At 68.9% G+C, this 26898-nt stretch carries 27 protein-coding genes; 6 read left to right on the forward strand and 21 right to left on the reverse strand.

Annotated elements, in window-relative coordinates; translation table 11 throughout:
* Positions 1 to 82: 82 nt before the first annotated feature.
* The 16 genes from AAID08_RS14720 to pcp all read right to left on the reverse strand — a co-directional run bounded on the left by AAID08_RS14720 (position 83) and on the right by pcp (position 16456).
* A complete protein-coding gene (locus AAID08_RS14720) occupies positions 83 to 1306 on the reverse strand; it encodes a YeeE/YedE family protein (protein WP_395757819.1) in 1224 nt (407 codons plus the stop codon).
* A gap of 93 nt (positions 1307 to 1399) precedes the next feature.
* Entirely contained in the window at positions 1400 to 2329 is a 930-nt protein-coding gene (locus tag AAID08_RS14725; protein ID WP_196767534.1) for a sulfurtransferase, read from the reverse strand.
* 245 nt (positions 2330 to 2574) lie between these two features.
* Positions 2575 to 4782, reverse strand: a complete 2208-nt coding sequence (locus tag AAID08_RS14730; protein ID WP_144657463.1) for a rhodanese-like domain-containing protein — start codon at positions 4780 to 4782, stop codon at positions 2575 to 2577.
* Positions 4783 to 4899: 117 nt separating this feature from the next.
* A complete protein-coding gene (locus tag AAID08_RS14735; protein WP_395756523.1) occupies positions 4900 to 5829 on the reverse strand; it encodes a CysB family HTH-type transcriptional regulator in 930 nt (309 codons plus the stop codon).
* 40 nt (positions 5830 to 5869) lie between these two features.
* Positions 5870 to 6217 (reverse strand): VOC family protein, encoded by a 348-nt coding sequence (locus AAID08_RS14740; RefSeq protein WP_064525457.1) that lies wholly within the window; start codon positions 6215 to 6217, stop codon positions 5870 to 5872.
* Positions 6218 to 6339: 122 nt separating this feature from the next.
* Positions 6340 to 7545 carry a cystathionine beta-lyase gene (gene metC, locus AAID08_RS14745; protein ID WP_059270345.1) on the reverse strand — a complete coding sequence of 402 codons (1206 nt, stop codon included), beginning with the start codon at positions 7543 to 7545 and terminating at the stop codon, positions 6340 to 6342.
* Positions 7542 to 8168 carry a cysteine dioxygenase family protein gene (locus AAID08_RS14750; protein WP_116791152.1) on the reverse strand — a complete coding sequence of 209 codons (627 nt, stop codon included), beginning with the start codon at positions 8166 to 8168 and terminating at the stop codon, positions 7542 to 7544. The genes metC and AAID08_RS14750 overlap by 4 nt, the downstream gene beginning before the upstream one ends.
* Before the next feature lie 25 nt (positions 8169 to 8193).
* Positions 8194 to 9045: an amino acid ABC transporter ATP-binding protein gene (locus tag AAID08_RS14755; protein WP_395756524.1), complete on the reverse strand. Its 852-nt coding sequence runs from the start codon at positions 9043 to 9045 to the stop codon at positions 8194 to 8196.
* On the reverse strand, positions 9032 to 9850 hold the full coding sequence (locus AAID08_RS14760) for an amino acid ABC transporter permease (RefSeq protein ID WP_054504219.1): 819 nt from the start codon (positions 9848 to 9850) through the stop codon (positions 9032 to 9034). The genes AAID08_RS14755 and AAID08_RS14760 overlap by 14 nt, the downstream gene beginning before the upstream one ends.
* Positions 9840 to 10577, reverse strand: a complete 738-nt coding sequence (locus tag AAID08_RS14765) for an amino acid ABC transporter permease (protein WP_059270342.1) — start codon at positions 10575 to 10577, stop codon at positions 9840 to 9842. The genes AAID08_RS14760 and AAID08_RS14765 overlap by 11 nt, the downstream gene beginning before the upstream one ends.
* Positions 10574 to 11818: an aminotransferase class I/II-fold pyridoxal phosphate-dependent enzyme gene (locus tag AAID08_RS14770; RefSeq protein WP_395756525.1), complete on the reverse strand. Its 1245-nt coding sequence runs from the start codon at positions 11816 to 11818 to the stop codon at positions 10574 to 10576. The genes AAID08_RS14765 and AAID08_RS14770 overlap by 4 nt, the downstream gene beginning before the upstream one ends.
* Positions 11819 to 11879: 61 nt before the next feature.
* Entirely contained in the window at positions 11880 to 12740 is an 861-nt protein-coding gene (locus tag AAID08_RS14775) for a transporter substrate-binding domain-containing protein (RefSeq protein WP_054504221.1), read from the reverse strand.
* Between the two features lie 31 nt (positions 12741 to 12771).
* Positions 12772 to 13611, reverse strand: coding sequence for a transporter substrate-binding domain-containing protein (locus AAID08_RS14780; RefSeq protein WP_054416957.1), 840 nt, complete (start codon positions 13609 to 13611; stop codon positions 12772 to 12774).
* Between the two features lie 105 nt (positions 13612 to 13716).
* On the reverse strand, positions 13717 to 14742 hold the full coding sequence (locus AAID08_RS14785) for a tripartite tricarboxylate transporter substrate binding protein (protein ID WP_081335367.1): 1026 nt from the start codon (positions 14740 to 14742) through the stop codon (positions 13717 to 13719).
* 165 nt (positions 14743 to 14907) lie between these two features.
* Positions 14908 to 15795, reverse strand: a complete 888-nt coding sequence (locus AAID08_RS14790) for an alpha/beta fold hydrolase (protein WP_175143845.1) — start codon at positions 15793 to 15795, stop codon at positions 14908 to 14910.
* Positions 15796 to 15808: 13 nt separating this feature from the next.
* Positions 15809 to 16456 (reverse strand): pyroglutamyl-peptidase I, encoded by a 648-nt coding sequence (pcp, locus tag AAID08_RS14795; RefSeq protein WP_372412361.1) that lies wholly within the window; start codon positions 16454 to 16456, stop codon positions 15809 to 15811.
* Between the two features lie 93 nt (positions 16457 to 16549).
* Between pcp and AAID08_RS14800 the strand changes: the two genes are divergently transcribed.
* Entirely contained in the window at positions 16550 to 17476 is a 927-nt protein-coding gene (locus AAID08_RS14800) for a LysR family transcriptional regulator (RefSeq protein WP_054504223.1), read from the forward strand.
* 83 nt (positions 17477 to 17559) lie between these two features.
* Here AAID08_RS14800 and AAID08_RS14805 read toward each other — a convergent pair whose 3' ends face one another.
* Positions 17560 to 18393 (reverse strand): DUF4189 domain-containing protein, encoded by an 834-nt coding sequence (locus tag AAID08_RS14805; RefSeq protein WP_054416954.1) that lies wholly within the window; start codon positions 18391 to 18393, stop codon positions 17560 to 17562.
* A 305-nt stretch (positions 18394 to 18698) separates the two neighbouring features.
* Here AAID08_RS14805 and AAID08_RS14810 point away from each other — a divergent pair, with 305 nt between their 5' ends.
* Positions 18699 to 19265: a hypothetical protein gene (locus AAID08_RS14810; protein ID WP_054504225.1), complete on the forward strand. Its 567-nt coding sequence runs from the start codon at positions 18699 to 18701 to the stop codon at positions 19263 to 19265.
* Positions 19266 to 19513: 248 nt separating this feature from the next.
* A complete protein-coding gene (locus AAID08_RS14815) occupies positions 19514 to 21055 on the forward strand; it encodes a hypothetical protein (protein WP_395756526.1) in 1542 nt (513 codons plus the stop codon).
* 84 nt (positions 21056 to 21139) lie between these two features.
* Here the strand turns inward: AAID08_RS14815 and AAID08_RS14820 are convergent, their stop codons facing one another.
* Complete coding sequence (locus tag AAID08_RS14820; RefSeq protein WP_395756527.1) at positions 21140 to 21538, reverse strand: RidA family protein; 399 nt, start codon at positions 21536 to 21538, stop codon at positions 21140 to 21142.
* 140 nt (positions 21539 to 21678) lie between these two features.
* Between AAID08_RS14820 and AAID08_RS14825 the strand changes: the two genes are divergently transcribed.
* The gene (locus AAID08_RS14825; protein ID WP_175167972.1) at positions 21679 to 22644 is read left to right on the forward strand and encodes a LysR family transcriptional regulator; all 966 of its coding nucleotides are present in this window, start codon (positions 21679 to 21681) and stop codon (positions 22642 to 22644) included.
* Positions 22641 to 23216: a hypothetical protein gene (locus AAID08_RS14830; RefSeq protein ID WP_064525347.1), complete on the forward strand. Its 576-nt coding sequence runs from the start codon at positions 22641 to 22643 to the stop codon at positions 23214 to 23216. Before AAID08_RS14825 ends, AAID08_RS14830 begins: the two co-directional genes overlap by 4 nt.
* A gap of 26 nt (positions 23217 to 23242) precedes the next feature.
* Here the strand turns inward: AAID08_RS14830 and AAID08_RS14835 are convergent, their stop codons facing one another.
* Positions 23243 to 23851, reverse strand: coding sequence for a class I SAM-dependent methyltransferase (locus AAID08_RS14835; RefSeq protein WP_372412370.1), 609 nt, complete (start codon positions 23849 to 23851; stop codon positions 23243 to 23245).
* A gap of 295 nt (positions 23852 to 24146) precedes the next feature.
* Here AAID08_RS14835 and AAID08_RS14840 point away from each other — a divergent pair, with 295 nt between their 5' ends.
* On the forward strand, positions 24147 to 25304 hold the full coding sequence (locus AAID08_RS14840) for a hypothetical protein (protein ID WP_395756528.1): 1158 nt from the start codon (positions 24147 to 24149) through the stop codon (positions 25302 to 25304).
* 84 nt (positions 25305 to 25388) lie between these two features.
* Here the strand turns inward: AAID08_RS14840 and AAID08_RS14845 are convergent, their stop codons facing one another.
* Complete coding sequence (locus AAID08_RS14845; protein ID WP_054504231.1) at positions 25389 to 25886, reverse strand: hypothetical protein; 498 nt, start codon at positions 25884 to 25886, stop codon at positions 25389 to 25391.
* A gap of 99 nt (positions 25887 to 25985) precedes the next feature.
* On the reverse strand, positions 25986 to 26870 hold the full coding sequence (locus tag AAID08_RS14850) for a LysR family transcriptional regulator (RefSeq protein WP_395756529.1): 885 nt from the start codon (positions 26868 to 26870) through the stop codon (positions 25986 to 25988).
* Between the last annotated feature and the right edge of the window lie 28 nt (positions 26871 to 26898).

Below are 26898 nucleotides of genomic sequence, written 5' to 3' on the forward strand. Positions count from 1 at the left end.
CCGTTATTGCCGATCCTCCGCAATAACGTATCGGCGGGAACGGTCAAGCGGAAGCGGTTGCCGGTGGAAAGCGGACGGATGCTCAGCGCGTCGGGCGCAGCTTCAGCGCCACCCAGATCCCCGCCACGCAGGCCGCGCCGAAGATCCAGCCCGAGGCCGCGCCCGCCATCACGCCAGACAGCAGAGTGCCGACGGTGCAGCCCAGCGCGGTCATGCCGCCCCACCCCATCAGGACGCCGCCGGTTAAGTTGCGCAGGATCTCACGCGCCGTCGGCAAACGCGGCCGGAACGCGCCGGCGGCCAGCGCGGCGGCCCAGGCGCCCGCCACCAGCGCCAGCACGAAGGCGCCGTTGTTGGACAGCAGCGCGTTCTTGACCGCGGTGACGCAGCCGGCGAAGGTGTCCAGCCCCTCCAGCCGCGCCGGCAGCGCGCCGGCCGCGGACGCGGCGGTGCGGGCCACGCTGCCCAGTTCGGCGGTCACGCCCAGCGGCGCGATGCGCAGATAGGCGATGACGCCGATGAAGGCCACCAGCAGGCCGCCGACCGCGGGCGGCCAGCGGTCCCGCAGCACGGCTTGCCATGGCGAGGGCGGCGGCGTGGCCGGGTCGTTCGCCGCGTCCTGGAAGGCATTCGCTGGCCGGATGGCGGCGCCGTCAGGCGCGCCATCGGCTTGGCGCGCGGCCGGAACGCGCCGGCCGAGCCGGCTCAGGCCCAGCGCCAGCAACGCCAGCAACGCGACTTGCAGCAGCACGGTGCCGCCGTAGCCGAGGTGATGCGGCAGCCACACCACCGGCGCCTGCTGGATCATCGCCAGGTACAAGGCGTTCCACGACGCGAAGCCCAGCACGAAGCCGAGCCCGGCGCCCAGCAAGGCGAACGGCGACGCCAGCGCGCCTTCGCCGAGGCGGTAGAAGTGCGCGCTGATGCACGAGCCCGAGATGCGCATGCCAACTCCGAACACGAACGCTCCGGCCACCAGGGCCAGGCTGACCGGCCCGATGTGCGCGCCGGGCGGCAGGCGCTCGGCCCCGGGGATGGGCAGGAACGCGCCGAACACCGCATGGTAGCCGAGCGTGCCGACCGCCAGCGCCACCAGCACGGCATAGGCGCCGGCCGGGTCGCGCCGCTCGATCGCGTCACGCGCGATGCAGTAAAAGCAGAATCGTGAACGCTGCAGCACGATGCCGAAGGCGGCGCCGAGCAGCAGCGACAAGGACAGGCCGCGGCCGCCCTCGGGCTGCGACGCCAGCCACCAGGCGGCCGCGCCGATGGCGGCCAGCAGCGCCACGGCCGCCGCATTGGCGATCGCCGCGGCGGTGGACGGGATCGCAGCGGCCGAGCCTGTGGCGACAGCCGCCGCCGACCCGGCCGCCGGCGCGGAGTTTCCCAGGGCGCTCACTCAGGTCTTGCCCCACACGGTGCCCGACGGATTGCTGATCGGCGAACCGACGCTGTTGCCGTACTCGGTCCACGAACCGTCGTAATTGCGCACGTCGTAGCCCAGCAGCTTGCGCAGCGCGAACCACGAGTGGCTGGAGCGCTCGCCGATGCGGCAATAGGTGATGATGGGCTTGCTGCCGTCCACGCCCACCGCCTGGTAGATGGCGCGCAGTTCGTCGGCCGACTTGAAGGTGCCGTCTTCCGCCACCAGCTTGCTCCAGGTGACGTTGACCGCGCCCGGCACGTGGCCGGCGCGCACCGCCAGTTCCGGCACGCCGTTGGGCGCGAAGATCTTGCCGTTGTATTCGTCGGCCGAACGGATGTCGACCAGCACGCCCTGCTTGTCCTTGCGCGCCACCGCCAGCACGTCCTGCAGGTGGGCGCGCAGCGCCGGGTTGGCGTCCTTGGGACGCGCGTTGCCGGCGGCCAGCACCTTGACGCTATTGGACTGCGGGCGACCCTCGGCTTCCCATTTCTTGCGGCCGCCGTCCAGGATCTTCACATTGTCGATGCCGTAGATGTCGAAGATCCACGCGCCCCAGGCGGCGAACCAGTTGTTGTTGTCGCCGTACAGCACCACGGTGCTGTCGGTGTTGACGCCGGCGCGCTCCAGCAGCGCCTGGAACTGCTTGGGCGGCGCGATGTCGCGGTTGACGGTGTCGACCAGGTCGGTGTGCCAGTTGACGTTGCTGGCGCCGGGAATGTGGCCGCGCTCGAACAGGCCGGGATTGACGCTCACCTCGATGACACGCACCTTGGGGTCGTTCAGGTTCTTCTCCAGCCACTCGGTGGTGACCAGGTACTTGGCGTGCTGCGCCGTGGCGGGAAAGGCCATCAGGCTGGCCAGCGTGGCGAACGCGCCCGCCAGCAGTTTCGATAGGGACATCATGATCTCCGGAAGCAGGCGCAATGCGGCCTGGGAATCCGGAGCATATTTGTTCAGCTTACAGTCAGGAACAATTTACTGGTCATATCCTGATTACCGGAATGCGCAGGTCGCGGTCGATCGCGACCCGCGCCCGCGAATCCTGGCGCGTGGCCAGCGCGGCGCCTGCCTTCACGACAGGCCGGCGCCGTAGCGCCGCGCGGCGGACGCCCTGGCCGGGCATCGCCCGCGGCACCCAGGCGCTCCGCCTATGCCGCCGCGATCAGCCGGATATCCGCGCTGCCGTCGCGCTCCAGTTGCGCCACCAACCCCAGTTCCCAATCGAGGTAGTCGCGAAAGCCCTGGTCGCGCGCCGAGAGATCGTCGAACAGGTACGGACTGATACTCTGGTCGTCGTCGCCCGTCAGCACGCCGTCGGCGCCCTGCGCCAGCGGCAGGCCCTGCGCCTGCCAGGCGCGGGTGCCGCCCAGCAGGTAGCGCACCGGGCGGCCGGTGCGCCAGGCCAGCTCGGCCGCCGCCACGGCGGCCAGCACGCCGTCGGGCGACGTCAGCACGATCGTCCGCTGCGTGTCGGCCGGCAGGAACTCCTGCAGGCGATCCGGCGCGGCGTAGCGCGCGCCGGGCACGTGGCCGCGCTCGTAGGCCAACCGCGATTCAATGTCGTAGACCTCCGCCGAACCGGCATCGATAGCCGCCTGCAAGGCCTGCGGCCGCAGCGCCGGCACGTCGGGCCGGTGCCGCAGCACGCGGCGCGGCTCGGCGCCGCGTTCGAGCGCCGCCAGCGCCGGCGGCTGGTACAGGTAGACCTCGACCGCGCCCAGTTGCGCCAGCCAGGCGCCGGTGGTCTGGGCGCGCACGCCGTCCCAGTCGGCCAGCACCACGCGCGCGCGCCGGGTGGCCAGGTACTCGTCGGTGGCCTGCACCAGTTGGCCGCCGGGCGCCCAGCGCCAGCCCGGCAGGTGGCCGGTTTCGTATTCCTCGCGGGTGCGCACGTCGAACTTGTACAGCGTGCGCGTGCCCTGCTCGGCCTCGAAGGCGCGCAACGTGGCCGCGTCGATATGGCCGATGCCGGCCCGCTGCGCCACGCCGCGCGCCTGCTCGCGCGCGGCGGCGGCGCTGTCGGCCGACGGTTCGGGCAGCGCCGCCTGACGGCCATAGGCCAGCTCGCGGCCGGACAGCAGCCATTCCATGGTGCCGTTGCGCAGCGACGCGACGCGGTTCGGGATGCCGGCGTCGATCAGCGTCTGCGCGCCGACAATGCTGCGCGTGCGGCCGGCGCAGTTCACCACCACGAAGGTCTTGGGATCCGGCGCCAGCTCGCGGATGCGGTACACCAGCTCGGCGCCCGGCAGGCTGTGCGAGAACGGCAGCGTAAAGTTGTGGAATTCCTCCGGCGTGCGGCTGTCGACCACCACGATGTCGTCGCCGCGCGCGACCCGCTCGTGCAGTTCGTCGACGTCGATCCACGGCGTGTGCTTTTCGTGTTCGATGACTTCGCCGAAGGCCTTGCTGGGCACGTTGGTGCCCGAAAACAGTTCGCGCCCTTCCCGCTCCCAGCCGTCGGTGCCGCCGGCCAGCACCGAGATGTCGGTCCAACCCAGGCGCGTCAGCTTGGCGGCGGCCTGATGCGCCAGGGTCTCGTCGTCGTCCACCAGCACGATGCGCGTGTCGCGGCGTGGCACCAGGCGGTCGGCCAGCACTTCCAGGCGCCACAGCGGCGCCGGCACTGCGTACAGCAGGTGGCGGCGGGCGTAGCGGCCGGCTTCGCGCACGTCGAGCACGGCGATCTCCGCCTCGCCGCGCAGCGCTTCCTGCAACCCGGCGGGCGACAGGCGCGCATGGTAGATCGCGGCCGGCGGCGAAAAGGTGCGGTAGGCGCCGCCGGCGGTGCTCTCGAACACCACGCGGCCGTGCAGGCGGTCAAGCGCCAGGCCGTAGAAATGCAGGTGCGCGCCGGGCGCGTCGCCCACCAGTTCGATGGTGTGCACGTCGGCCGGTCCCAGCACGATGGAATTGCCCGCCGCCACGTCCACCCGTCGCACGTGGGTCAGCACGTCGCGCCCGGGCTCATTGCCGGCGCTGCGCGCATAGACCTCGTTGCGCTCGTTGCCGGAGACGCCGGCGATGATGGCCCAGGTGGTGTGGTCGTGCGGCGGCTGCGCCTTGCCGGGCTCGCCCAGCGACAGGTACAACGCGTAGCCGCCGTCGGCGTCTTCGGCCAGGCGGTAGATCGAGGTGGGCCGTCCGGGCACCACGGCGAAGGCCTCGGCCGGAAACAATTCCGCGCGGCGTCCGAGCGCTTCGAGCAGACGGGCCACCGGGGCCAGTTGTTCGGGCGTGGCGCGCGCGGGGTCCGGTACCAGCGCCTTGACCTGCGCGATGAAGTCGCGCACGGCGCGGGCCCGTTCGGTATCGTGGCGGAAAGCGGCTGCGGCCGCGTCGGGATGGGTGCTCATGGGATCCGGAATTCCTGGGGTTGAAGAACCGGATCAGCCTACGTCCGCGACCGGGCGCGGACAACGTAGAAATGCGTCTATGGTTATGCGGCCGGCGATGCGCGCCCTCGCCCGGTCTCAGGCTTCGCCCTTGAGCGCCTGGTCCACCACCGCGCGCGTCAACGTCGGCACGAACATCTCGATGAAGTGGAAGGCATAGCCGCGCAGCCACGCCCCGCGGCGGATCGCCAGGCGCGTCAGGTTGATCTCGAACAGGTGGCGGGCGTCAATGGCGCAAAGCCGCGTGTCGCGCTCGGCGTCCCAGGCGACGGCGGCCACGATGCCTACGCCCAGTTCGAGCTCGACATAGGTCTTGATGACGTCGGCGTCCATCGCCGTCATGACGATGTCCGGCGTAATGCCGGCGCGGGCGAAGGCCTCGTCGATATGGGCCCGGCCGGTGTAGCCGCGCCCGTAGGTGATGATGGGATAGCGCGACAGCTGCGACAGGCTGATGCCGCCGTCCACCGAGGCGAGCGGATGCCCCTTGGGCACGATGACGCTGTGGCTCCAGCGGTAGCACGGCAGGTTCAGCAGGCCGGGATAGTCGGCCACCGCCTCGGTCGCCACGCCGATGTCGGCCTCGCCCTCCAGCAGCATCTCCGAGACCTGCTTGGGCGACCCCTGGTGCAGGTGCAGCACCACCTCGGGATAGCGCTGGCGGAATTCCTTGACCACCGGCGGCAAGGCGTAGCGCGCCTGCGAATGCGTGGCCGCGATCGACAGCACGCCCTTGCGGCTGTCGGCGTATTCGGCGCCGGCGTGGCGGATGTTGTCGGCGCACTGCAGGATCTGCTCGACCAGCGGCAGGATCTGCTCGCCCGGCGGCGTCAGGCCGATCAGCCGCTTGCCCGAGCGCACGAAGATGTCGACGCCGACCTCTTCCTCCAGTTCGCGGATCTGGCGGCTGACGCCAGGCTGCGAAGTGTGCAGGCTTTCGGATACGTCGGTCAGGTTGAAATCGCGGCGCACGGTCTCGCGCACGGAACGCAGTTGCTGGAAGTTCATGGAATCGCCGAGGCCTGTGTGAGGGAGCCGAGCACGAGGCCTAGCCGAGAAATGCCAGTTGATTGCCGCTGGGATCTTTGACGTACATGACGCGCGGCGAGGCGTCGGGCAGCGAACAGACCGGATGAAAGCCGGCGTCGCGCAGGCGCAGCAGAATGTCGTCGTAGGCGTGGGTGCGGATCGCCAGATAGTCGGCCCGCACCTCGCGGCTGACCTCGGCCACGGGTGACAGCGACAGGGTCGCGTCGCCCAGGGCGAACAGCAGGCGCCCGTCCGGGACCGACATCTCATCCAGCCCGAGGGTGCCGCGGTAGAACTCGCGCACGGCATCCAATTGCCGCGCCGCGAAGGAAAGCTGTACCGATCCGATCGAAGAAATAGAAGACATGCCCTGCCGCCAACCGTGGAACAAGGCAAATTCTAGACCCCGAGGGTACAACCGGACAAAGAGGTTGTAATTGCTTCTACATAATCAGAATCCCTAAGGAAACGCAGTCATTTGCATATGCGTCAGGCGCTGCGGCGCAGGCCGTCGCGGACCGCGCCGAAGGCCCGGTCGAGGTCCTCGACCAGGTCCAGCGGATGCTCCAGGCCGATGTGCAGGCGCACCACTTCATGGCCGCCCTGCCACACGCTGTGCTCGGCCAGCCGTTCCGGCGCCGCTTCCAGCGCCAGGCTCTCGTAGCCGCCCCAGGACGCGCCAATGGAGAAATAGCGCAGCGCGTCGATGAAGCGCGCCGCGGCACCCGGCTGGCCGGCCTTGAACGCGAACGACACCAGGCCGCTGGCGCCGCTGAAATCGCGCCGCCACAGCGCATGGCCCGGATCCTGCGGCAACGCCGGGTAAAAGACCCGTTCCACGTCGCCATGGCGCGACAGGTATTCGGCGACGCTCAGTGCGTTCTGGTGGTGGCGCGCCAGCCGCACGTCCAGCGTGCGCAGGCCGCGCAGCGTCAGGTAGGCATCGTCCGCGCCCACCGCCAGGCCGAGCGCGTCGTAGGTGGCGCCGACCTGCCGCGCCAGCTCGGGGCTGTCGACCGTGACCACGCCCATCATCACGTCGGAATGGCCGGCCAGGTACTTGGTGGCGGCCTGGATCGAGATGTTGGCGCCCAGCGCCAGCGGCTGGTAGTAGAGGCCGCCGCTCCAGGTGTTGTCGGTGGCCACCAGCACGCCGCGGCTGCGCGCCTGGGCGGCCAGCGCCGGCAGGTCCAGCACTTCGAACAGCAGCGAGCTGGGCGACTCCAGGTACAGCAGCCGCGTGTTGGGGCGGAAGCGTTCGGCCAGATCGTCGCGGCCGGGCGAGAAGTATTCGACCTCGATGCCGTAGCGCTGCAGCAGCGCCTTGTCGACGCGCCGCACCGGCGAATAGACGCTGTCCGACACCAGCGCATGTTCGCCGGGCGCCAGCGTGGCCAGCAGCACCAGCACGATGGCCGACAGGCCGGACGGCGCCAGGATGCTGCGATGGCCGCCTTCCAGCGACGCGACCGCCGCTTCCAGCGCCTGGTGCGTGTCCAGGCCGTGGCGGCCGTAGGTGGCGACGCGTTCGCCGGCGGCGCGCTGCGCGTTCAGCGCGGCATGGGTGGCGGTATCGGCGAAGCGCACGGTGCTGGTGCGCACCACCGGCACGTTGACCGGGCCGGCGCCCTGCTTCAGGTCGGGACTGCCGGCATGCACCAGCCGGGTCTGCACGTGGGCGTGATCGAGGCTCATGCGCGCTGCTCCTGGCCCGGCTTCATCTGGGTGGCGTTGTAGTTGACGATCTCGCCGGTGGCCAGGTCGATGCCGATGCGGCCCGACAGCGTCTCCAGCGGCTGCCCATACAGGTGGAAATGCAGGGTCGGCGCATCGCCGGTGACGTGGATGCTGTGGATGTCGTCCGGCAGGAACGACACCGACTGCCCCGGCTGCACCACCACTTCGCGCACCTGTTCCAGCGTGGCGCGGCCGACCTGCGAGCCGTCGTCGCTGCGGCGGTAGACGCGGTTCAGTTCCTGGCCCGACAGGGCCACGATCACCGCCCAGGTGGTGTGGTTGTGCGGCAAGGTGGTCTTGCCCGGGTTGATCGAGTTCAGGTAGAGCGCCGGTTCGCCGGCGGCGGCGTCGGGATTGAGGCGGTAGCGGGTCGAGGCGCCCACGCCCTGCCCCGGCGCCGGCGGCGCGAATTCGGTGGCGGGAAACAGCGCGCGCTGTTGCGCCAGTTGTTCCAGGCGCGTGGTGATCCGCGCCAGCAGGTCGCGCGTCAGCGGCGCGGCGGCCAGCAGGCCGCGGATGTCGGCCAGGGCGTCCTGCACCTGCTGGCGGCGTTCGAGAGTAACGGAAGATTCGGTGGTCATGTCGGCTCCGGGTTGCGGAAAGGCATCACACTGCGAGGCGCAGCGGGTCAAAGGTCAGGTAGGCGTCGATCGGATCGGCCTGGGCGCGCCGCACCGGCGGCTCGGCCGAGGCGCGTTGCAGGAAGGCGCGGGTGCGCTCGCTGTCGGGCCGGCCGAAAATCCGGGCCGGCGGGCCGTGCTCGACGATGCGGCCGGCTTCGGTGAAGTACACCGTGTCGCTCACCTCCTGGGCGAAGCGCATTTCGTGCGTGACCAGCACGCAGGTCAGGCCGTCCTGCACCAGGTCGCGGATCACGGTCAGCACTTCGCCCACCATTTCCGGATCCAGCGCCGAGGTCACTTCGTCGAACAGGATCAGTTCGGGCCGCAGGGCCAGCGCGCGGGCAATGGCCACGCGTTGCTGCTGGCCGCCCGACAGCTCGCCCGGGTAGGCGTTTTCCTTGTGGTCCATGCGCACCTTGGCCAGCAGTTCGCGCGCCAGCGCCTGGGCCTGGGCCCGCGGCTGGCCGTTTACCTTGGTGGGCGAGATCACCAGGTTCTCCAGCACGCTCAGGTGCGGGAACAGGTTGTATTGCTGGAACACGAAGCCCACCCGCTTGCGCAGGGCGATCAGTTCGGACTCGCTCTTGAGCGCGTCGACCCGCACGCCGCCGACCTCGATCTCGCCGCGCTGCGGCCGTAGCAGGCCGGTGATGCAGCGCAGGATGGTGGACTTGCCCGAGCCCGACGGGCCGATGATGGACACCGCGTTGCCAGGCCGGACCTCGACGTCGATGCCCTTGAGCACCTCGGTCTGGCCGAATGCCAGGTGCACGTCCCGCAGGCTCACCAGCGGGGTGTCGGTCGCGGCGTGGCCGCCGCTGTCAGTGATGCGCATAACGTCGTTCCAGATGGCGCGTCCAGCGCGCGATGGGATAGCAATAGGCGAAGAACAGCGCCAATAGCGTGAAATAGACCAGGATGGTGAAGTCGCTGCGCGCCACCGTGTTGCTGGCCACCGTGGCGGTGTCGACCAGGTCGTGCACGCCGACCAGCGAGGCCAGCGAGGTGCTCATGGTGATGCTGGCGTACAGGTTCATCCACGACGGCAGCATGCGCCGCACGCACTGCGGCAGCACGATCATGCGGAAGATCTGCGCGCGCCGGAACGCCAGCGATTGCGCCGCCTCCCACTGCGCCTCGGGGATCGACTGGATCGCGCCGCGGAAGATCTCGGCGACGTTGGCGCTGGCCGGCAGGCCCAGCCCGATCACCACCTTGATCCAGTCCGGGAATGGCAGGTTCCAGCCGCCCAGGTTCAGTTCGAACGGGAACACGTAGGTGGTGAAGTACACCAGCACCAGGATCGGCGCGTTGCGGAACGCCAGCACGTAGATCCGCGTCAGGCGCCGCAGCAAGGCCGAAGGCGACAGCGACAGCGCGCCCACCACCAGCCCGGCAGCCGTGCCCAGCGCCATGGCCAGCACGCTGATCTGCACGTTCATGCCCAGGCCGCGCAGCAGCGCCGGCGACCAGTGCCACAGGTGCCGCACCGCGGCCGGCGCGCTGTCGGTCAGCGCCCAGGCGACGCCCAGCGCGACCAGCGCCAGCAGCAGCACCACCCACGGATCCCGCAGCAGCGCCCGCCAGCCGCCGCCCGCGCGATGCGCGGCAGCGCCATTCAATACCAGTTCATTGGCCATAGCCGGGCATCCTCAAGCGCGCTTCCAGCCAGCGTCCGCCCACGCTCACCAGCCAGGTCAGCAGGCCGAAATACAGCAGGATCAGCAGCAGCAGTTCCAGCACGTTGTCGCGGTGCGACCAGATCATGATGGACTCGTAGGTCACATCCCCCACCGCGATGGCCGAGGCGATCGCGGTCATCTTCACCAGGTCCACCAGGTTGTTGACCAGCGCCGGCAGCGCGAAGCGCAGCGCCAGCGGCAGTTGCACCTGCGTCAGGATCTGGCGGCGCGAGAAGGCCAGCGAGCGCGCCGCCTCCAGCGTCACCGCCGGCACCGCCTCGATGCCGGCGCGCAGCGCCTCGGCATGGAACACGCCCTTGTGCAGCGCCACCACGATCACCACCCACATGAACGGCGTGATCGGGCTGCCGCCGCCCAGCTTCTGCGTGATCAGCATGTTCAGCACCAGGAAGGCGCAATAGAGCTGCACCAGCGTCGGCGTGTTGCGGGTCAGCTCGACGAAGGCCTGCAGCGGCCGCGCCAGCCAGGGCCGGCCGCTGGTGAGCCCGGCCGCGATCAGCACGCCGAACAGCAAGCTGACGGGAATCGTCCAGGCGCACAGTTGCAGCGTCACCAGCAGGCCGTGGCCGAAGGCGGACAGCTCGCCCGGATCCAGCACGAAGCCGTAGTTCAGGCCCAGGGGCTTGAAGAAATGCACCCAGGCCTGCAATGCCTGTTCGATCATGCGGCCGCCTCCAGCGCCGCCGGCCGCAGCGCCGCGACCGCGCGGGCGATGCGCACGACGGCCTCCGCCACCTTGGCGTCCGAGGCGGCGAACGACAGCCGCAGGTACGGCGACAAGCCATAGGCCGCGCCCCGCACCACCGCCACGCCCTCGGCCTCCAGCAGCCAGTCGGCCACGTCGCCATCGTCGGCGATGACGGCGCCATCGGGCCTGACCTTGCCGATCAGGCCGGCCACGCCGATCCAGGCGAAGAATGAGCCGCGCGGCGCCGTCACGCTCAGGCCAGGCACCGCGCCCAGGCCGTCGACGATCACTCGCGCCCGGCGCGCATAGGCCAGCCGCGCGTTCTCGACGAAGTCGTCGGCCACGCCCTGCAACGCCACCAGCGCGGCGGCCTGGCCCAGCGAACTGGGGCCCGACGACACCTGCGACTGCACCGCCTCCAGCACGCCGATCAGCGCCGCCGGCCCCACGCCCCAGCCGATGCGCCAGCCGGTCATGGCGTAGGCCTTGGACACGCCGTTGACCGCCAGCGTGCGCCCCGCCAGGTCCGGCGCGGCGCGCAGCAGGTGCGTGGGCGCCTCGTCGAACCAGATCTGTTCGTACATCTCGTCCCACAGCACCAGCACCGACGGATGTTCGCGCAGCACCGCGGCCAAGGCCGCCAGCTCGGCCTCGCTGTAGACCGCGCCGGAGGGGTTGCCGGGGGAATTCAGGATCAGCCACTTGGTGCGCGGCGTCAGCGCCTGGCGCAGGCCCTGCGGCGTGAGCTTGAAGCCATCGGCCGGTGCCGTCGGCGCCAGCACCGGCGTGCCGCCGTTGACCCGCACCGAATCCAGGAAGGTGGGCCAGTACGGCGTCGGCACAATCACCTCGTCGCCCTCGTCGAGCGTGGCGGCCAGGGCCAAGTAGATCACCTGCTTGCCGCCGTTGGAAATGATGACGTTGGCCGACTCGGTCGGCAGGCCGTGGCGCTGGCGGTAGTCATCGGCCACGGCGCGCCGCAGCGCGGCGGTGCCGGCCGTCGGCGTGTACTTGGTCTGGCCTTGCGCCAGCGCCAGCGCGGCGGCGTCCTTGATGGCCTGGGGCGTGTCGAAGTCGGGCTCGCCCGAGGTCAGCACCACGATCGAGCGGCCCTCGGCCGCCAGCCGCGCGGCGCGCGCGCCGGCCGCGGCAATCGGCGACAGTTCCACGCCGCGGACGCGGCGCGCGAACACGCCGGGAAACAGGGATTCAGTCATGACAGGACCTTTCCGGGATTCATCAGGTTCAGGGGATCGAGCGTGTCACTGGCGGCCGTCGTCATGGCTTGGCCTGGGCCTCGGGGGGAGCGCTGTCGAACTTGCCGGCCTGCGCGTCGGCGTTGGCCTGCTTGAGGTAATCGGCTGGCACGCCGAACCTGTCGGCCTCTTTCACCAGCAGGCCGGACTTGTGCCAGTCGCGGATCACGCCATCGACGAAGGCGCGGGTATCGGCCTCGTTGCGGCGGGTCCAGATCACCGTGGGCGACGGGATCAACTGGTCCGGCGTGGCCAGCTCGAAGCCGTCCCATTCCTTGCCGTTGGGGCCGTGCAGCGTCTCGTACAGCGCCGGCTGGATGTGCACCGACGCATCGCAACTGCCGCCCTTGAGCGCCAGCAGCGATTCAGGGATGTTGCGCAGGCCCTTGACCACCGCGCCGTAAGTCTCCTGCAAGGGCTTGGCGAAATTGCTGCCCTGCGACACGCAGGCCACCTTGCCCTTCAGGTCTTCCCAGCGCTTGATGCCGCTGCGCTTGGACACCATGGCCGCGCCGCCCACGAGGTTGTACGGGGTCGGCGCATAGCTCAGGATCTCGCTGCGTTCCTGGGTCCACTGGATGTTGGCGATCAGCAGATCGACCTTGCCAGCCTGCAGGAACTGCACCCGGGTCGCGGCCGTCACCGGCACCGTCTCCAGCGTGACGCCGAGCCGGGTGGCGATGTCGCGGCCCAGCTCGGTCTGGAAGCCGCCGACCTTGCCGGTGGCCGGATCGAGCAGGCCGAACGGCGGGCTGGCTCCGTCCACGCCCACCACCAGTTTGCCGCGCTGCTTGACGCGGTCCAGGGTGGCGTCGGCGTGCGCCGCGGTCGCCAGGGCCGCCAGCGCCAGCGCGGCGGCCCACTTGATTGCTTGTCTATTCATCGGTCTTTTCCAACACGGGCGGGCGCGAGGCTCAACTGCCCTGCTTGTACTTGTCGTGCAGTTCCTGCAGCAGCGGCTGCGGCGGCTGGATGTCCAGGCGTTTCTCGGTGGCGATCAGCCAGCCGCTGCGGTGCCAGCCCTGGATCACCTTGTCGACGGCGGCGATGGTGTCGGCCTCGCCCTTGCGGGTCCACACCACCGAATTGGCCGGCAGCACTTCCGTGGCGATGGGCGCGTGGTAGTCGGCCCATTCGGGATTGGTGCGCAACAGCGGATGGATCAGGGTCGAATCGTGCACCGCCGCCACGCACTGGCCGCCGCGCAGCGCCAGCAGCGAGTCCGAAGAACTCTTGTAGCCCTTGACCACCGCGCCGTAGTCGGCCTGCAGGGGACGCGCGAAGCTGCTGCCCTGCGACACGCAGACCGGCTTGCCGCGCAGGTCTTCCCACTTGGCGATGCCGCTGTCCTTGCGGGTGGCGGCCGCGCCGCCCACGCGGAAAAACGGCGTCGGCGCGTAGCCCAGGATCTCGGCGCGCTCCGGATTCAGCTCCATCGACGCGATCAGCAGATCGACCTTGCCCGAGATCAGAAACTGGGTGCGGGTGGCGGTCTGCACCTGCACCAGCTCGGCCTTCACGCCCAGGCCCTTGGCCAGTTCACGCGCCAGGTCGGGGTTCCAGCCGACGAGCTGCTGCGTGGCCGGGTCGATCGAGCCGAACACGCCGCCGTTGGCCAATACGCCGATGGTGACGGTGCCGCGTTCCTTGATCTTGTCCAGCGTGGCATCGGCGTGGGCGCCGGTGGCGCCGGCCGCCAGGGCCAGCGCGACGGCCGCCTGCAGGATACGGCCGGAGATATTGCGAGTCTTCATGTTGTTGTGTCGTAGGCATTGAACGAAGTTCTATGCTGCGGTCCGGCGCCGCACAACACAAAGAAGACTTTCAGATATGAATATGAAACCGCTGTTGCGGCGCGCCTACTGGAGCTTGACGTCGGCCGTGGCAATCACGCGGCGATAGGTGGCGATGTCGTCGCGCACGGTCTGGTCGACCGCTTCGGGCGTCGAGGCGGCGATGGCGAAGCCCAGGTTCTCCAGCAGCGTGGCGGTCTCCGGTTCGCGCAGCACAGCCACCACGTCGCGATGGATGCGCTCGACCAGCGCGCTCGGCGTCGAAGCCGGCACCACGAAGCCCTGCCAGCTCTCGACCGCGTAGTCGGCCAGCCCCGCCTCCTGCATGGTCGGCACCTCGGGCAGCGCCTTGGAGCGGTACGGCGTGGTCACCGCCAGCGCCACCAGCTTGCCCGAGCGCACGTTCTCGGTGGCGGCGGCCAGCGTGATCAGCATGGCGTCCACATGGCCGCCCAGCACATCCAGCGTGGCCGGCCCGCCGCCCGGATAGGGAATCTGGTTGGTCTTGGCGCCGATGCGCTCGTTGAGCAGTTCCACCGCCAGGTGCTGCAGGCTGCCATTGCCGCCAGGCAGCGCCAGCGAGATCTCGCCGGGCCGGCTGCGCACCAGCGCCACGAATTCCTGGAAGGTCTTCACGCCCAGGCCCGGGCGCACGACCAGCAACTGCGGATTGACCACCGCCTTGGTCACGCCGCGCAGATCGCGCAACGGGTCGTACAGCGGCTTGCCGGGTTGCAGCGCGTTCAGCGACAAGGCGTCGCCGCCCAGCAGCAGCGTGTAGCCGTCGCCGCGCGCATGCGCCACCGCGGCATTGCCGATAGCGCTGCTGGCGCCGGGCTGGTTCTCCACCACCACGCTCTGCCCCCACTTCTCGCTCAGCTTCTGCGCCACGGTGCGCGCCAGCTTGTCGGCGCTGCCGCCGGCCGCGATCGGCACGATCAGCTTGACCGGCCGGCTCGGATAGCGCGTGGCGTCGTCGGTGGCGGCCGGCGCGGCGCCGGTCATGTTGCTCAACAAACCCGCGCCCACCACCACGCCGCCGGCCAGGCCGAGCGCGGCCTTCAGTACGGATCTGCGTCGATTGCCCATCATCCTGCTCCCTGCGGAAATTCCAAGCAGGCCAGGATAGGAGCGCGCCGCGCGCCGGACAAATACCGATGCGCAATGTGGAAATGCCGGGGCGGCCCTTTGCCGGGGCGGCCCTTCGCCGGGGTGGCCCTTGCCGGGGCGGCCGTCTGCCGCGGCGGTCGCGCCCGGCTACGCCAGGAACGCCAGCATGCGCCGCGCCAGTTCGCGCGGCTGCTCTTCCGGCAGATAGTGGCCGCAATCGGCCAGCACCCCGCCGCGCAGGTCGCGCGCCAGCGGCCCCAGCGCCTCGTACAGATCGGGCGCGCTGCCGTGTTCGCCGCCCAGCGCCAACACCGGCTGCGTCAACGGCGTCTCGCGCAGCGCCCGGTTCTGCTCGGCCGACTGGTGCGCCGCGCGGTAATAGCCCAGCATGCCGCGCAAGCCGCCCAGCGTCTGGTAGACGCGCTCGTACTCATCCAGGTCGGCGCGGCTGAACACGCCCGGCTTGTTGGCGGTCTTGCGGCTGAAGAACCACTCGATCAGCACCCGCTCGCGTCCCTGCAACAGCGCTTCGGGCAGGTCCGGTACGGTGTTGAAGAGGAAATGCCAGCGCTTCCAGTTGTCCGGTCCCAGCTCGAAGCTGGCGGGCAGCGTCACGCCGGGGATGTTCGCGTCCAGCAGCACCAGGCGCTCGACCTCGTCGGCGTGGCGCGCCGCGTAGGGATAGGCGATCCAGGCGCCGATGTCGTGCCCGGCCAGCGCGTAGCGCGTCAGCCCCAGCGTGTGGAACAGCGCCCGCAGGCGCTCGCCCGCCGCGCGAGTGTCGTAGCCGTCCAGCGGCTTGTCCGAGTCGCCCTGCCCGGGCAGGTCCACCGCATAGAGGCGGAAGTGCGGCGCCAGCAGGGGCATGACCCGGCGCCACGCGTACCAGCTCTGCGGAAACCCCGCCAGCAGGACCAGCGCCGGCCCGGCGCCGCCTTCCACCACGTGATAGCCCAGGCCGTCCACCCGCACCTGCCGGTGGCGGAACGGCACGCCGTCCAGCGCGAAGGCGTCGGCGTCGTTGAAGGTATCCATCGTCCGTCTCCGTTCAATGCAGCGCGCCGCCGCCTTCCTTGACGTCCGCCGTGACGGCCAGCGAAGTCGCCACCATCACCTTCACGCCTTCGATCAGCGTCTCCAGCGCCAGGCTGGGCTGGCCGGGATGATGGACCGCCATCTCCGGCAGGTACGGCACGTGCACGAAGCCGCCGCGCAACGCCGGACGCTCGGTGGCGATATAGTGCGACAGGCCGTAGAAGATGGTGTTGCAGTTGTAGGTGCCCGCCGTCGACGACACCGACGCCGGCACGCCCGCGCGCCGCAGGTCGCGCACGATGGCCTTGATCGGCAGGGTCGAGAAATAGGCCGCCGGGCCGCCCGCCACCACCGGTTCGTCGATCGGCTGGCGGCCATCGTTGTCGGGGATGCGCGCGTCCACCACGTTGATCGCGACGCGTTCGATCGACACGTCGCCGCGGCCGCCCGCCTGGCCCAGGCAGATCACCAGGTCCGGTTGCGTGTCCTCGATGGCCTGGCGCAGCACGCCCACCACCTTACCGATCACGCACGGCAGTTGGCGCGCCACCAGGGTGGCGCCGGCCACTTGCGCGCCATCGAGCCGCCGCGCGGCTTCCCAGGAGGGATTCAGGGTTTCGCCATCGAACGGTTCGATGCCGGTAATCAGTACGGTCGTCATTGCGCAGTCCTTCGATTCCATTGCTGCCAGCCATGGTAGGACCGCGCCATGGAATTGTTGAAATCCATAATCGCTATTCGTATTATTGATGGCATGAATCTTTCCGCCGTCGACCTGAACCTGCTGGTCGCCTTCGAGGCGCTCTACGACACCCGCAACGTGACCCTGGCCGGCCAGCGCATCAACCGCGCCCAGCCCTCGGTCAGCAGCGCGCTGGGCCGCCTGCGCCTGCTGTTCCAGGACGAGCTGTTCCTGCGCACCGCCGACGGCATGCAGCCCACGCCCAAGGCCGTCGCGCTGATGCCGGCCGTGAGCGCGGCGCTGGACCAGATCCGCCAGGCGCTGGCGCAAGGCGCCGGCTTCGATCCCCAGGCCGCCGCCGGCCGCCGCTTCACCGTGGCGGCCAGCGACTACGCCGACGTGGTGATCGTGCCGCACATCGTCGCGGCGCTGCGGCGCGACGCGCCCGGCATCGACCTGCGCATCGCGCGGCTCGACCGCGCCGCCCTCTACGAGCAACTGGACAACGGTAGCGTCGACCTGGCCATCGGCGGCCACCTGGCGCCGCCCAAGCGCATGCTGCGCGAACGGCTGTACCAGGAACACTTCGTCTGCATCGCCGACAGGCAGCATCCAGCGCTGCGCGGCCGCAAGCTGGACCTGGCGCGCTACGTGGCGCTGCCGCACGCGCTGTTCACGCCCAGCGACGACGGCTCGGCGCGCGGCGTGGTGGACGCCAGCCTGGCGCGGCTGGGCCAGCGGCGCCGGGTGGCCTGCACCTTCGCCCACATCGTCGCGCTGCCGCACGCGGTGCAAGGCACCGACCTGGTGGCCACGCTGGCGCGGCGCGCCGCCTTGCGGCTGGCCGGCCCCGGCCTGACCCTGCGGCCGCTGCCGCCCGAGGTCGACCCGGGCCCTTTCGATATCGACATGGTGTGCAGCCGGCGTGCGCCCGGCGACGCGGCGCTGGCGTGGCTGCAACAGGTGGTCCGCGACGCCGCCGCGCGGCTGGCGGATTGACCGGGCGCCCATGAAAAAAGCCGGCCCCCTGTACGGGAGCCGGCTTGCCGTGCCGGGCGGCGCGCTGCCGCCTCATGGCGATCTCAATTGGCTTTTTCGTCCTCGCCGGCATAGCCGCTGATGTAGGGACGGCCCGAGCAGCGCACCATCGCCACGCAATTGGGCAGGCCGCTCTTGGCGCTGCAGGTATTGCGCGCCGCATCGCGCGCCGCCTTCGGATCCGGATCGAGCGCGGTGTAGCTGCTGCCGCGCCCCTTCACGCCCTTGGCCCAGGCCATGCCGACGCAGGTGTCGCGGTAGGTCAGCACCTTGGTGCAGCCCGTGCATTCATCCCACTCCAGCAGTTGGTTGATGGCGTCCTTCTCGTTGGGATAGCCGTCCGAGTAGGTCAGGTCGCCCGAGTCCTTCTCGGCGACGGCGCCCCAGTATTCGCGGTCGTTGAGCTTGGCGGACAGGGCTTCCAGCTCGGCGGGCGTGGCCCTTCTGGCCGCCTCGATGTCCTGCGCGCTGTAGCCCGGCCCGACGCACAGCGGCATCGTGGTCAACCAGCATTTGCCGTTGGGGCTGCCGGCGGTGCAGCGTCGGATCGCCTTCTTGGCCGCCATTTCCGGCGACACGCTGTTGCCGGGGAACAGGTCGTTCGAGGTATTGCGGGCATAGGTCATGCAACTGTCCGAAAACCAGCTCAGCGATTTGCAGTCCTTGCCGCCGCCCTTGCGGCAGGCCGCCAACGCCGCCGCTTCGGCCGCCTTTTCCGAATCCTCGGGCAGCGCCCAATAGATCTTGGCGTGCTTGCCATCCGTCGCAATGCCGCCATACAGTTTGTCGGCGTGCGCCTGCGGCGCGAACAGGCCGGCCATCAACGCCAGCGCGCCGAGCGCCGCGCGGATGGTCGGGGAAAATCGGGCAAATAGCATGGTCAGTGTCCGGATCGGGTGGATTCAGCGGCCACGATCTTAGCAAAGCGGATCGGTCGGTCCGTCCCCTTTGCCAATACGACGCGGGCATATTGAGTAACAAATTTCACCATTGGCGCAAGGAAGCTGGCCCCGTTTATCGGTAAAAATGGCGGACATTTCGTAAGCAGGCTGTCAGTCTGCAATCATTCTCCCGTCGCAGGGCTGGCCACCCCGGCCTGTCACGAAGAGAAACAAAACGCCTGGCGCCCGGCCCGCAATCGCAGCCGCCGCGCCCGACCGACACGGAGCGCCGACCACAAGCCATGATCTTCCCCTCGCCCCTTTCCGCCCGCCGTCCGACGCTGCGCCTGGCCGCCAGCCTGATCGCCGCCGCCAGCCTGGCCGGATGCGCCCCGATGCCCTCCGGCGGCAGCTCCTCGTTGCCCTCGCTCAGCCGGGTCTTCTCGGAAGGCCTGTCGTTCTCGCCCAGCGTCAACGTCGCCCGCAACATGCAGGGCCGCTCGATCAACGACGCCATCGCGGCGCTGGGCGAGCCGTCCCGGAAACGCGCCGTCGGCAACACCATGGAACTGGAGTGGTCCGACTACCAGGCCGCGCCTTACCAGGAATGGGTGACGACCGGCACCAGCCAGCAGGTCGTCGGCATGATCCCGGCCACCAACACGACCGCCGCGACGCCGGTATTCCAGCAAAGCACCAGCGGTTATTACCAGGGCCGCACCCGCATTTATGAATGCAAGGTGCTGATGCGCATGAAAGACAGCGTGATTGTCGATTCCACGGTCGACGGCAACGTCTGCCCGGAATTCATCGCCGCGCTGCGTAAATGGGCCGGTGAAAATGAAGCGAAGAATTATGTCGTGAAATAAGGCCCGCGGCGGCGCATGACAGGCGTCGCCCGCGCGCATCGATTATCTCGCGATTCCTGGCATCTGTTTTGTCGACATTATTTTTGGAATCCCCCAAAGCTGTCACTTAACTGAATATAAATGCCTTCAAAAAAGCAAAAATAAATATCACCGGCAGATTAATTTTTCGCCGCGCCCGCCGTTAGTCATGGTGATACTCCCCGGCAAGCCTCATTGGGCAGTTGTTGCCCGCCAGGACTACCACTGACATGACCACGATCTCCAGCTACACCCCGCCGCTCGTCATCGCCCCGCAGGCGCCGGCGACCGGGGTGTCCCGCGTCACCACCGTCAACCGCAGCCCCGACATCCCCGCGTCCACCTCGGTGACGCTGGGCCAGCCGACCAACGTGCTGACCTATTCTCCCGAGTCGGTCGCTGCCGGGCAGGTGCAGGAACCCGACGCGCTCTCCTCGCTGATGTCCGACAACGTCCGCGCCTCCTCGCTGACCGGCCAGTTCAAGGGCCTGGCCGCGGCCCTGCTGGGCCGCATGCAGAACGATGGCGGCAACTACGCGCTGACGATCCCCTCGGCCCGCGCCGCCGCCCCGGTGGACGGCATCGCCGCGCCCCAGGGCGCGGCCGTGGCCGACAACTCGGTCTCGCTGCGCATCACCACCGCCAGCGGCGCCAAGGTCACGGTGACCCTGGAAAGCAATGAAAAGGGCCTGGGCGTGCAGATCGACGTGGGCGATGCCAAGCTCACCGAAGAAGAACGCAGCGCCATCGCCGGCCTGTCCAAATCGTTCCAGGACGCCGTCGATGGCCTGGCCTCGGTGCCGCCCAAGCTGGCGCTGGGCGCGCTGGCCAAGTTCAACACCAGCGTGCTGTCGTCGGTGTCGCTGGAAGCCACGGTCGGCGCCGAGGGCCCCGACCGCGTCAGCTTCAATTTCCAGGCCGACGCGGGTCAACGCTCGCTGACGGTCAAGACCGTGGCCGGCTCGGCCCAGATCAACGTCGACGCCAGCCAGCCCAGCCAGTTCGGCAGCGCCCAGCAGCAGACGACCGCCATCAACAACTACCTGAGCAAGTTCGACAGCGCCCAGAAGCGCGGCGAAGGCGATGCCACGCTGATGGCCCTGTTCAAGTCGGGTTTCGCGGACCTGCACAAGAGCTACGGCGACTGGGCGCCGGAAGGCAAGACCACGACGCGCCTGGGCATGCCGGCCGAAGTGCATCGCACCATGCTGTCCGGCCTGGCCGACTTCTCCGCCTCGATCAACCAGGCCCCGGTCGCGTCCAATCCGTTGCAGCCGCGCGAATTCGACACCTTCTCCTACGAGACCTCGCAGAACACCACCTCCAGCGGCCGGCCCCAGCTCGACCTGGCGATCACGCAACAGCAGCAATCGTCGCTGAACGCCAGCTTCCACCGCGCGCTCTCGCCCGATCAGAAGCTGAACCTGACCAAGGACCCCGAGTCGCAGAACTACGCGTTCCACCAGATCCGCGACGATTACAGCAACCGCACCGACATCGCCTACGAAGACGGCGAACTGGCCCAGGCCTCGTTCACCGAGTCCAGCACCATGTCGACCCTGGTGAGCAAGTTCGTCAAGGGCAAGCTGGTCGACCAGAGCCGCATCACGCCCACCACGCAGACCCGCACCCAGGACCTGATGGGCCTGCTGCGCGCGGCCGACCTGACCAGCCACCGCGACGACACCCGCACCCCGCGCGACCAGGTCGAGGCCGCCCTGATCCGCAAGCAGGAAGACCTGGCGCAAGCCGTGGCGCGTCTGCGCGGCTGATACGACGAGGCACGCAAAACGGGGCAGGCCCGGCGATCCCGCCGGCCTGCCCCGTCGCTTTTCTTGCCCCGCCGCCAGGGCCGGCTAGGCGTCCCGCGGCAGTTTCGCGATCACCTTGATCTCGAAATCGAAGCCGTACAGCCAGGTCACGCCAACCGCCGTCAGCGTCGGATGCGGCGCCTGGCCCCAGTATTCCGGCACCACCTGCCAGATGGTCTCGAAGCGGGACGCCGGATCCACCATGAACACCGTCACGTCAATCACGTCCTCGAAGCAGGCACCCGCCGCCTTCAGGATCGCGTTCAGGTTGTCGAACGCCTGCCGCACCTGCGCCTGCAGATCGGGTTCGGGCGAGCCGTCCTCGCGGCTGCCCACCTGGCCCGATACGAACAGAAAGCCATTCGACCGCACCGCCGGCGAATAGCGGTTGCGTTCATACAGCGCCTGGCGCCCGGCCGGAAAAACCACATCACGCGTTGCCATACTCATTCTCCTGTCCCGGGCCTTGAAGCCCGTATTGATGATGCAGGCACTGTACGGACGGCGCCGCCGCCGATAAACGGGCAAGCTTGTCCATCACTGTTTGTAAAATGCAAACAATCCCCTGATCCCCTGGAGTGGCGATGGACCGTTTCGACGCAATGCAGGCCTTCGCCCGCGTGGTGGAAACCGGCAGCTTCACCAAAGCGGCCGAGACGCTGCACATGAGCAAGACCAGCGTCACGCAACTGGTGCAGCAGCTCGAGGCCCGCCTGCGCGTGCGGCTGCTCAATCGCACCACGCGCAAGGTCAACGTCACCGCCGACGGCGCGGTCTACTACGAGCGCGTGCTGCGGCTGCTGGCCGACATGGACGACGCCGAAACCAGCCTGTCCGTGGCCGCGTCCGTGCCGCGCGGGCGCCTGCGGGTCGACGTGCCCAGCCCGCTGGCGCGCATGATCCTGGTACCCGCCCTGCCCGCCTTCCACGCGCGTTATCCGGATATCCAGCTCGACATGGGCGTGAGCGACCGCATCGTCGACGTGATCGGCGAAAACGTCGACTGCGTGGTGCGCGGCGGCGAACTGACCGACCAGTCACTGATGGCGCGGCGCGTCGGCGACCTGCAATTGCGCGTCTATGCCGCGCCCACCTACCTGCAACGGGCCGGCGCGCCCGCGCATCCGCGCGACCTCGAGGACAGCCACCACCGCATCGTCGGCTTCCTCTGGTCGCGCAGCGGCAAGCCCCTGCCCTACGCCATGCGGCGCGGCGACGAACGCGTCCACGCACACGGCCGCTACGTGGTCGCGGTGGACGACGGCAACGCCTATCTGGCGGCGGGCCTGGCGGGCATGGGCGTGCTGTGGCTGCCCGACTACATGGCGCGCGAACATGCCGCGCGCGGCGAGCTCATGCCGCTATTCGAGGACTGGCAACTGGACCCGATGCCGCTCTACATCGCCTTCCCGCCCAACCGCCACGTCAGCGCCAAGCTGCGGGTGTTCATCGACTGGGTCGCGGAACTGATGGCGGAGCATGCGCCACCCGGATTCGCGCGCCTACCCCCGCCCACCACAATACGGCAATCGAAGAGGCCAGACCAATGAGCGAATGGAGCGAGATCAAGGCGCGCTTCAAGCGCCCGCTAAGTGCACTGTTCCTCTGCCTGATGCTACTGATTTTGTCCCGCGATCTCTTCGACGCCGCGAACAAGGCGTACCTGCCGCCCGATCCCGCCACGCTGCACGCCGTCGTCGTGCGTGTGGACAAGTTGGCCGGATGCCCCTACACGCGGACCGCCAGCTCCCGGCAGAACAGCGGCTACAGGCCTCTTTGCTATTTCTCGAACGACTATCCCGACGTGGCGTTCGAGGCGGGCGCCGTTGTGACCGGCCTCGTCCTGCCAAGGACCTTGGAACTGCTGACCGACCGCGAGCCGAATGACCTGAAGAACGTCTACGAGGGCCAGATGTTCAGCGTGCACGTGCCCATCAGGGTTCATGGGGTGCGCCAGATGGACGGCAAGGTGTTGTGGGATCCGGTGGCCACCTACGATAGCGCCTGGTCCAACAAGCAGCGCAAGAAGGCGTATGCCTGGCTCGTGGTGCTGATCGCGCTGGGCTGCGCCGCCTACGCCTTCCTCAGGATCCGGGCGATCCTGCGCGATCCGCATCTATGACCTGACGGCCCGTCGCCCCGCCTGGCTCAGGTCCGCCTGGCCAGCCACACCGTCGCGTTGCCGCAAGCGGCGTCCCATTCGACGTGGCGCAATACCTCGAAGCCGTTGGCCGCGAGCAGCTCGCGGTATTCGGCGCTGTCCAGGCTGCCGTGATAAAGCGGCTGGCCGTCGAGCTGGCCGATGGCCTCGCCCAGCGTCGTGCCGCTGGTGAACATCAGCGCCGCGCCCGGCGCCGCCAGGCGCCGGAACTGCGCGAACATGGGCCGCTGGTCTTCGGGCGACAGATGGAAGAAACTGTGCCACGCGATCAGGCCGTCGAACGGCCCGGCGCAAGGCATTTGGCGCATGTCGGCGGCGATCCACGCCTGTTCGGGAAAGCGCGCGGCGGCGCGCGCCAGCAATGCGGTCGAACTATCGACACCGGTAATCCGGCAGCCGTGCTCGATCAGGTGGCCGGCGATCGGCACGCCGGTGCCGCAGCCGATGTCCAGCACCCGCGGCGTGGCCGTCGGCAACGCCGCCAGGAAGTCGGCCAGCCAGGCGCGCTCGATCAACGCGGCGCCGCGGTCGCGCTCGAACGCCGCCGCATGCGCCTGATACAAGGCCATCACGCCGGCGGACAAGGGATGGATCATCTGCGCGTCGCCTCCCGACGTCAATCCAGTCTCGGACCGGCACCGTGCCGGCCTGTCATGCCAGGCGCCGGATGCCCTAGCGCGTGACAGCGCCATGACAATCTTGCGGCTGGCGAGCCGTATTCATACAGCTGATATTAAGGCATCACCCCTACAATCGATCAGACCCCACGGGATGGCTTCCACGAGCCGGCACGGCCTGAAACAGATATTCACGCGCCTTTGCAGCTTGACGGGAACTCTGCCCCGTGTGCGCTTATCCATAATCTGTCCGTTGTCTTCCGGTTCGTATTCCATGCCGTCATCCCCGCAGCAGCCTTCTCCCGATCAGGGCGGAATTGTCATCCACGCCGCCGAGGCGTTGGAAACGACGCAACGCTTCCTGTCCGACCTTGGGCTGCGCGCCGCCGCCAATTGCCAGGCGCGAACCGGCGCCACCGGCGTGCATGCCGCGCTCACCCCTGGCTTCGCCGCCAGCTACCTGCCCGATCACGACACCACCGGCGTGGCGCGGGCGCTGAGCCTGCGCACCGAGGCCAACGAAGCCGACCTGGACCGCGAGATCGTGCTGGCGATGCTGGCCAGCCCGGTCGCCTTCGACTTCCCCAGCGTGGCGGAACTGGCCTCGGCCGTGCGCATCCGTCGCTACATCGTGCAGGCCGCCGGCAAGACCGCGCTGGCCTTCGACACCGAACACGCCGAGCGGCCCGAGGACTACTGGACCTACGACGAGGCGCGCGGCTTCACGGTGTTGCCGGGCCGCTCGCTGATCGACGGGCTGCGCAAGGCCACCCAGCCCGAGGCCTCGGGCCAGTTGTATTCGTTCTCGTGCTACCGCGCCACCGAATACGTCACCGTGCTCGGCATCGCGCAGGAACTGCAGACCGCCAACCCCGAGCTCGGCCGCCGGCTGCAGCGCCAATGGGAAACGCGCGCGGTCATGTCCGGCAGTTTCCACGACACCTTCCTGCACGAATACGGCGCGCTCGACGCGCCCTTGCCGCAGCGTTTCTACGTACCGGGAGACCGGCTCTGGTTCCGCAACCCCGACGCCGAATCGTCGGACGTCGAAGGCTACGAAGGGTCCTGGGTGTTCTACCTGGGCGGCGGCCTGTTCAACAATTTCTGGGAACGCGGCGCGCCGTACACGCTGACGTCCAAGTGCGTCGAGATCTACCACTGGCGCCACGGCCTGCGCACCGACGCCGCGGGCAAGCGCCATATCGATGAACAGATCGTCAAGGAACGCGTGCACGAGACCCTGGCCGACCCCGAGGCCACCGCCATCATCCTTGAACGCATGATGCGGATCCGCGACCCGCAGGGCGTGTACGCCGAAGGCGGCTGCATCGACGCCACCCGCGAGCGGGTGCGCTGGGTCCGCCCCGGCCATTGCGATATCGTGCTGCCGGACTTTCCCGGCGCGGCGCGGGCGCTCTCCATTGCGGCCTGATTCCCCGAGCCGCTCGGCTTGAATGCCTCAACGGGCGGCGGCCCCTGAATCCCCGCGCCGCCCCGTCGCCGGCATGACGCGCGGCTAGCGTTTGCCGAAGTCCTTCTGCTTGAAATCGGTCTCGCCGCGATACCCGTACAGACGCGAAACCGCCTGGAAATCCTCGGGCGAGAAGCCGGCCCAGGAATAGTTGCGCACGTTCTTCTTGCTCTGCGCATCGCGCACGTAGAAAGACAGCGACGCTTTCTGCTCGGGCACGTTCACCGCCTTGTGCAGCGACGGCACGAATTCATATTGCGACGTGGGGTAGGTTTTCTTCACGCCCAGCAGCGTGCCAACCTGGATTTCGCTGTCGCTGAAGGCGTATCGGTTCACGAACACATAGTCCTTGCGGACCGCCAGGAACACGACCAGCGCCAGCGCCACGGTGGCCAGATAGAAGCCCGGCGTATTGATGTCTCGGTCGACCGTGTAGCGGTAGGCATAGTTGAATACCAGCGACAGCAGGCCCACGGCGATGACCAGTTGCCCCAATTGGGAAAACAGCCATTTGGCCTTGTTCTGGATGTTGACGGTCAGCATTGCGAGAGTCCCTATGACGGTTGTTATTGGAAGCACGGGAATGGCAAGCGCGTAGTGTGCCGCAAGCGGGCGGGCCGTAACCGTTCCGTCTACGCTTTGTTACCCCTTGGCCAATTGCGCCGCCAGGACCAGCGCCTGCGCCAGGAACGGCGAGGCGTCGTCCTTGCGATAGCTGGCGATCACCGGCGACACGAAGGCCTCGGCGTCGATGCGCACGTGAGCCACGTCGCGCCGCTGCAGGCGCTGCACCGAGGCCGGCACCACCGTCACGCCCAGTCCGGCCGCCACCAGGCCGATGGCGGTCTGCAGCTCGTTGGCCTCCTGCGCCACCTGCGGCGCGTGGCCGGCGGCGCGGAACAGGTCCAGCACATGGTCGGCGAAGTTGGGCCGCGGCCGCGCCGGATACAGCAGGAACGGCTCCTGCGCCAGCCGGTCGACCGACACGCTGTCGCAGCCGGCCAGCGGATGCCGCAGCGGCACGGCGGCCATCAGCGGCTCGGTCATCAGGACACGGCGCTCGATCGCCGGATCGTCCAGCAAAATGCGGCCGATACCCAGGTCGATGCGGCCGGCCTTGAGCGCCTCCAGTTGCGGCAGCGTGGTCATTTCCATCAGCCCGACCTCCACCTGCGCGTCGGCGCCGCGCAATTGGCGGATCAGCTCGGGCACGAAGCCGTATAGCGTCGAGGGCACGAAGCCGATGCCGAACCAGCGCCGCCGCGCCTGGCCCAGCCGGCGCGTGCCCTCCAGCACTTCGTCCAGCCTTGCGGTCAGCAGCCGCGACTGCTCCAGCAGAAAGCGCCCGGCCTCGGTCAGGCGCAGGGCGCGGGTGGTGCGTTCGAACAGCGCGACGCCCAGTTCCTCTTCCATCTGGCGGATCTGGCGGCTGAGCGGTGGCTGCGCCATGTGCAGCGCTTCGGCGGCGCGGGTGAAGCTGCCCTCGCGCGCCACCGCCTGGAAGTAGCGCAGGTGCCTGAGTTCCATGGTTTATCCAAACCCTGAAGGTATAAAT

The organism is Achromobacter sp. EB05, from assembly GCF_044232075.1.
GTDB lineage: Bacteria > Pseudomonadota > Gammaproteobacteria > Burkholderiales > Burkholderiaceae_B > Achromobacter > Achromobacter dolens.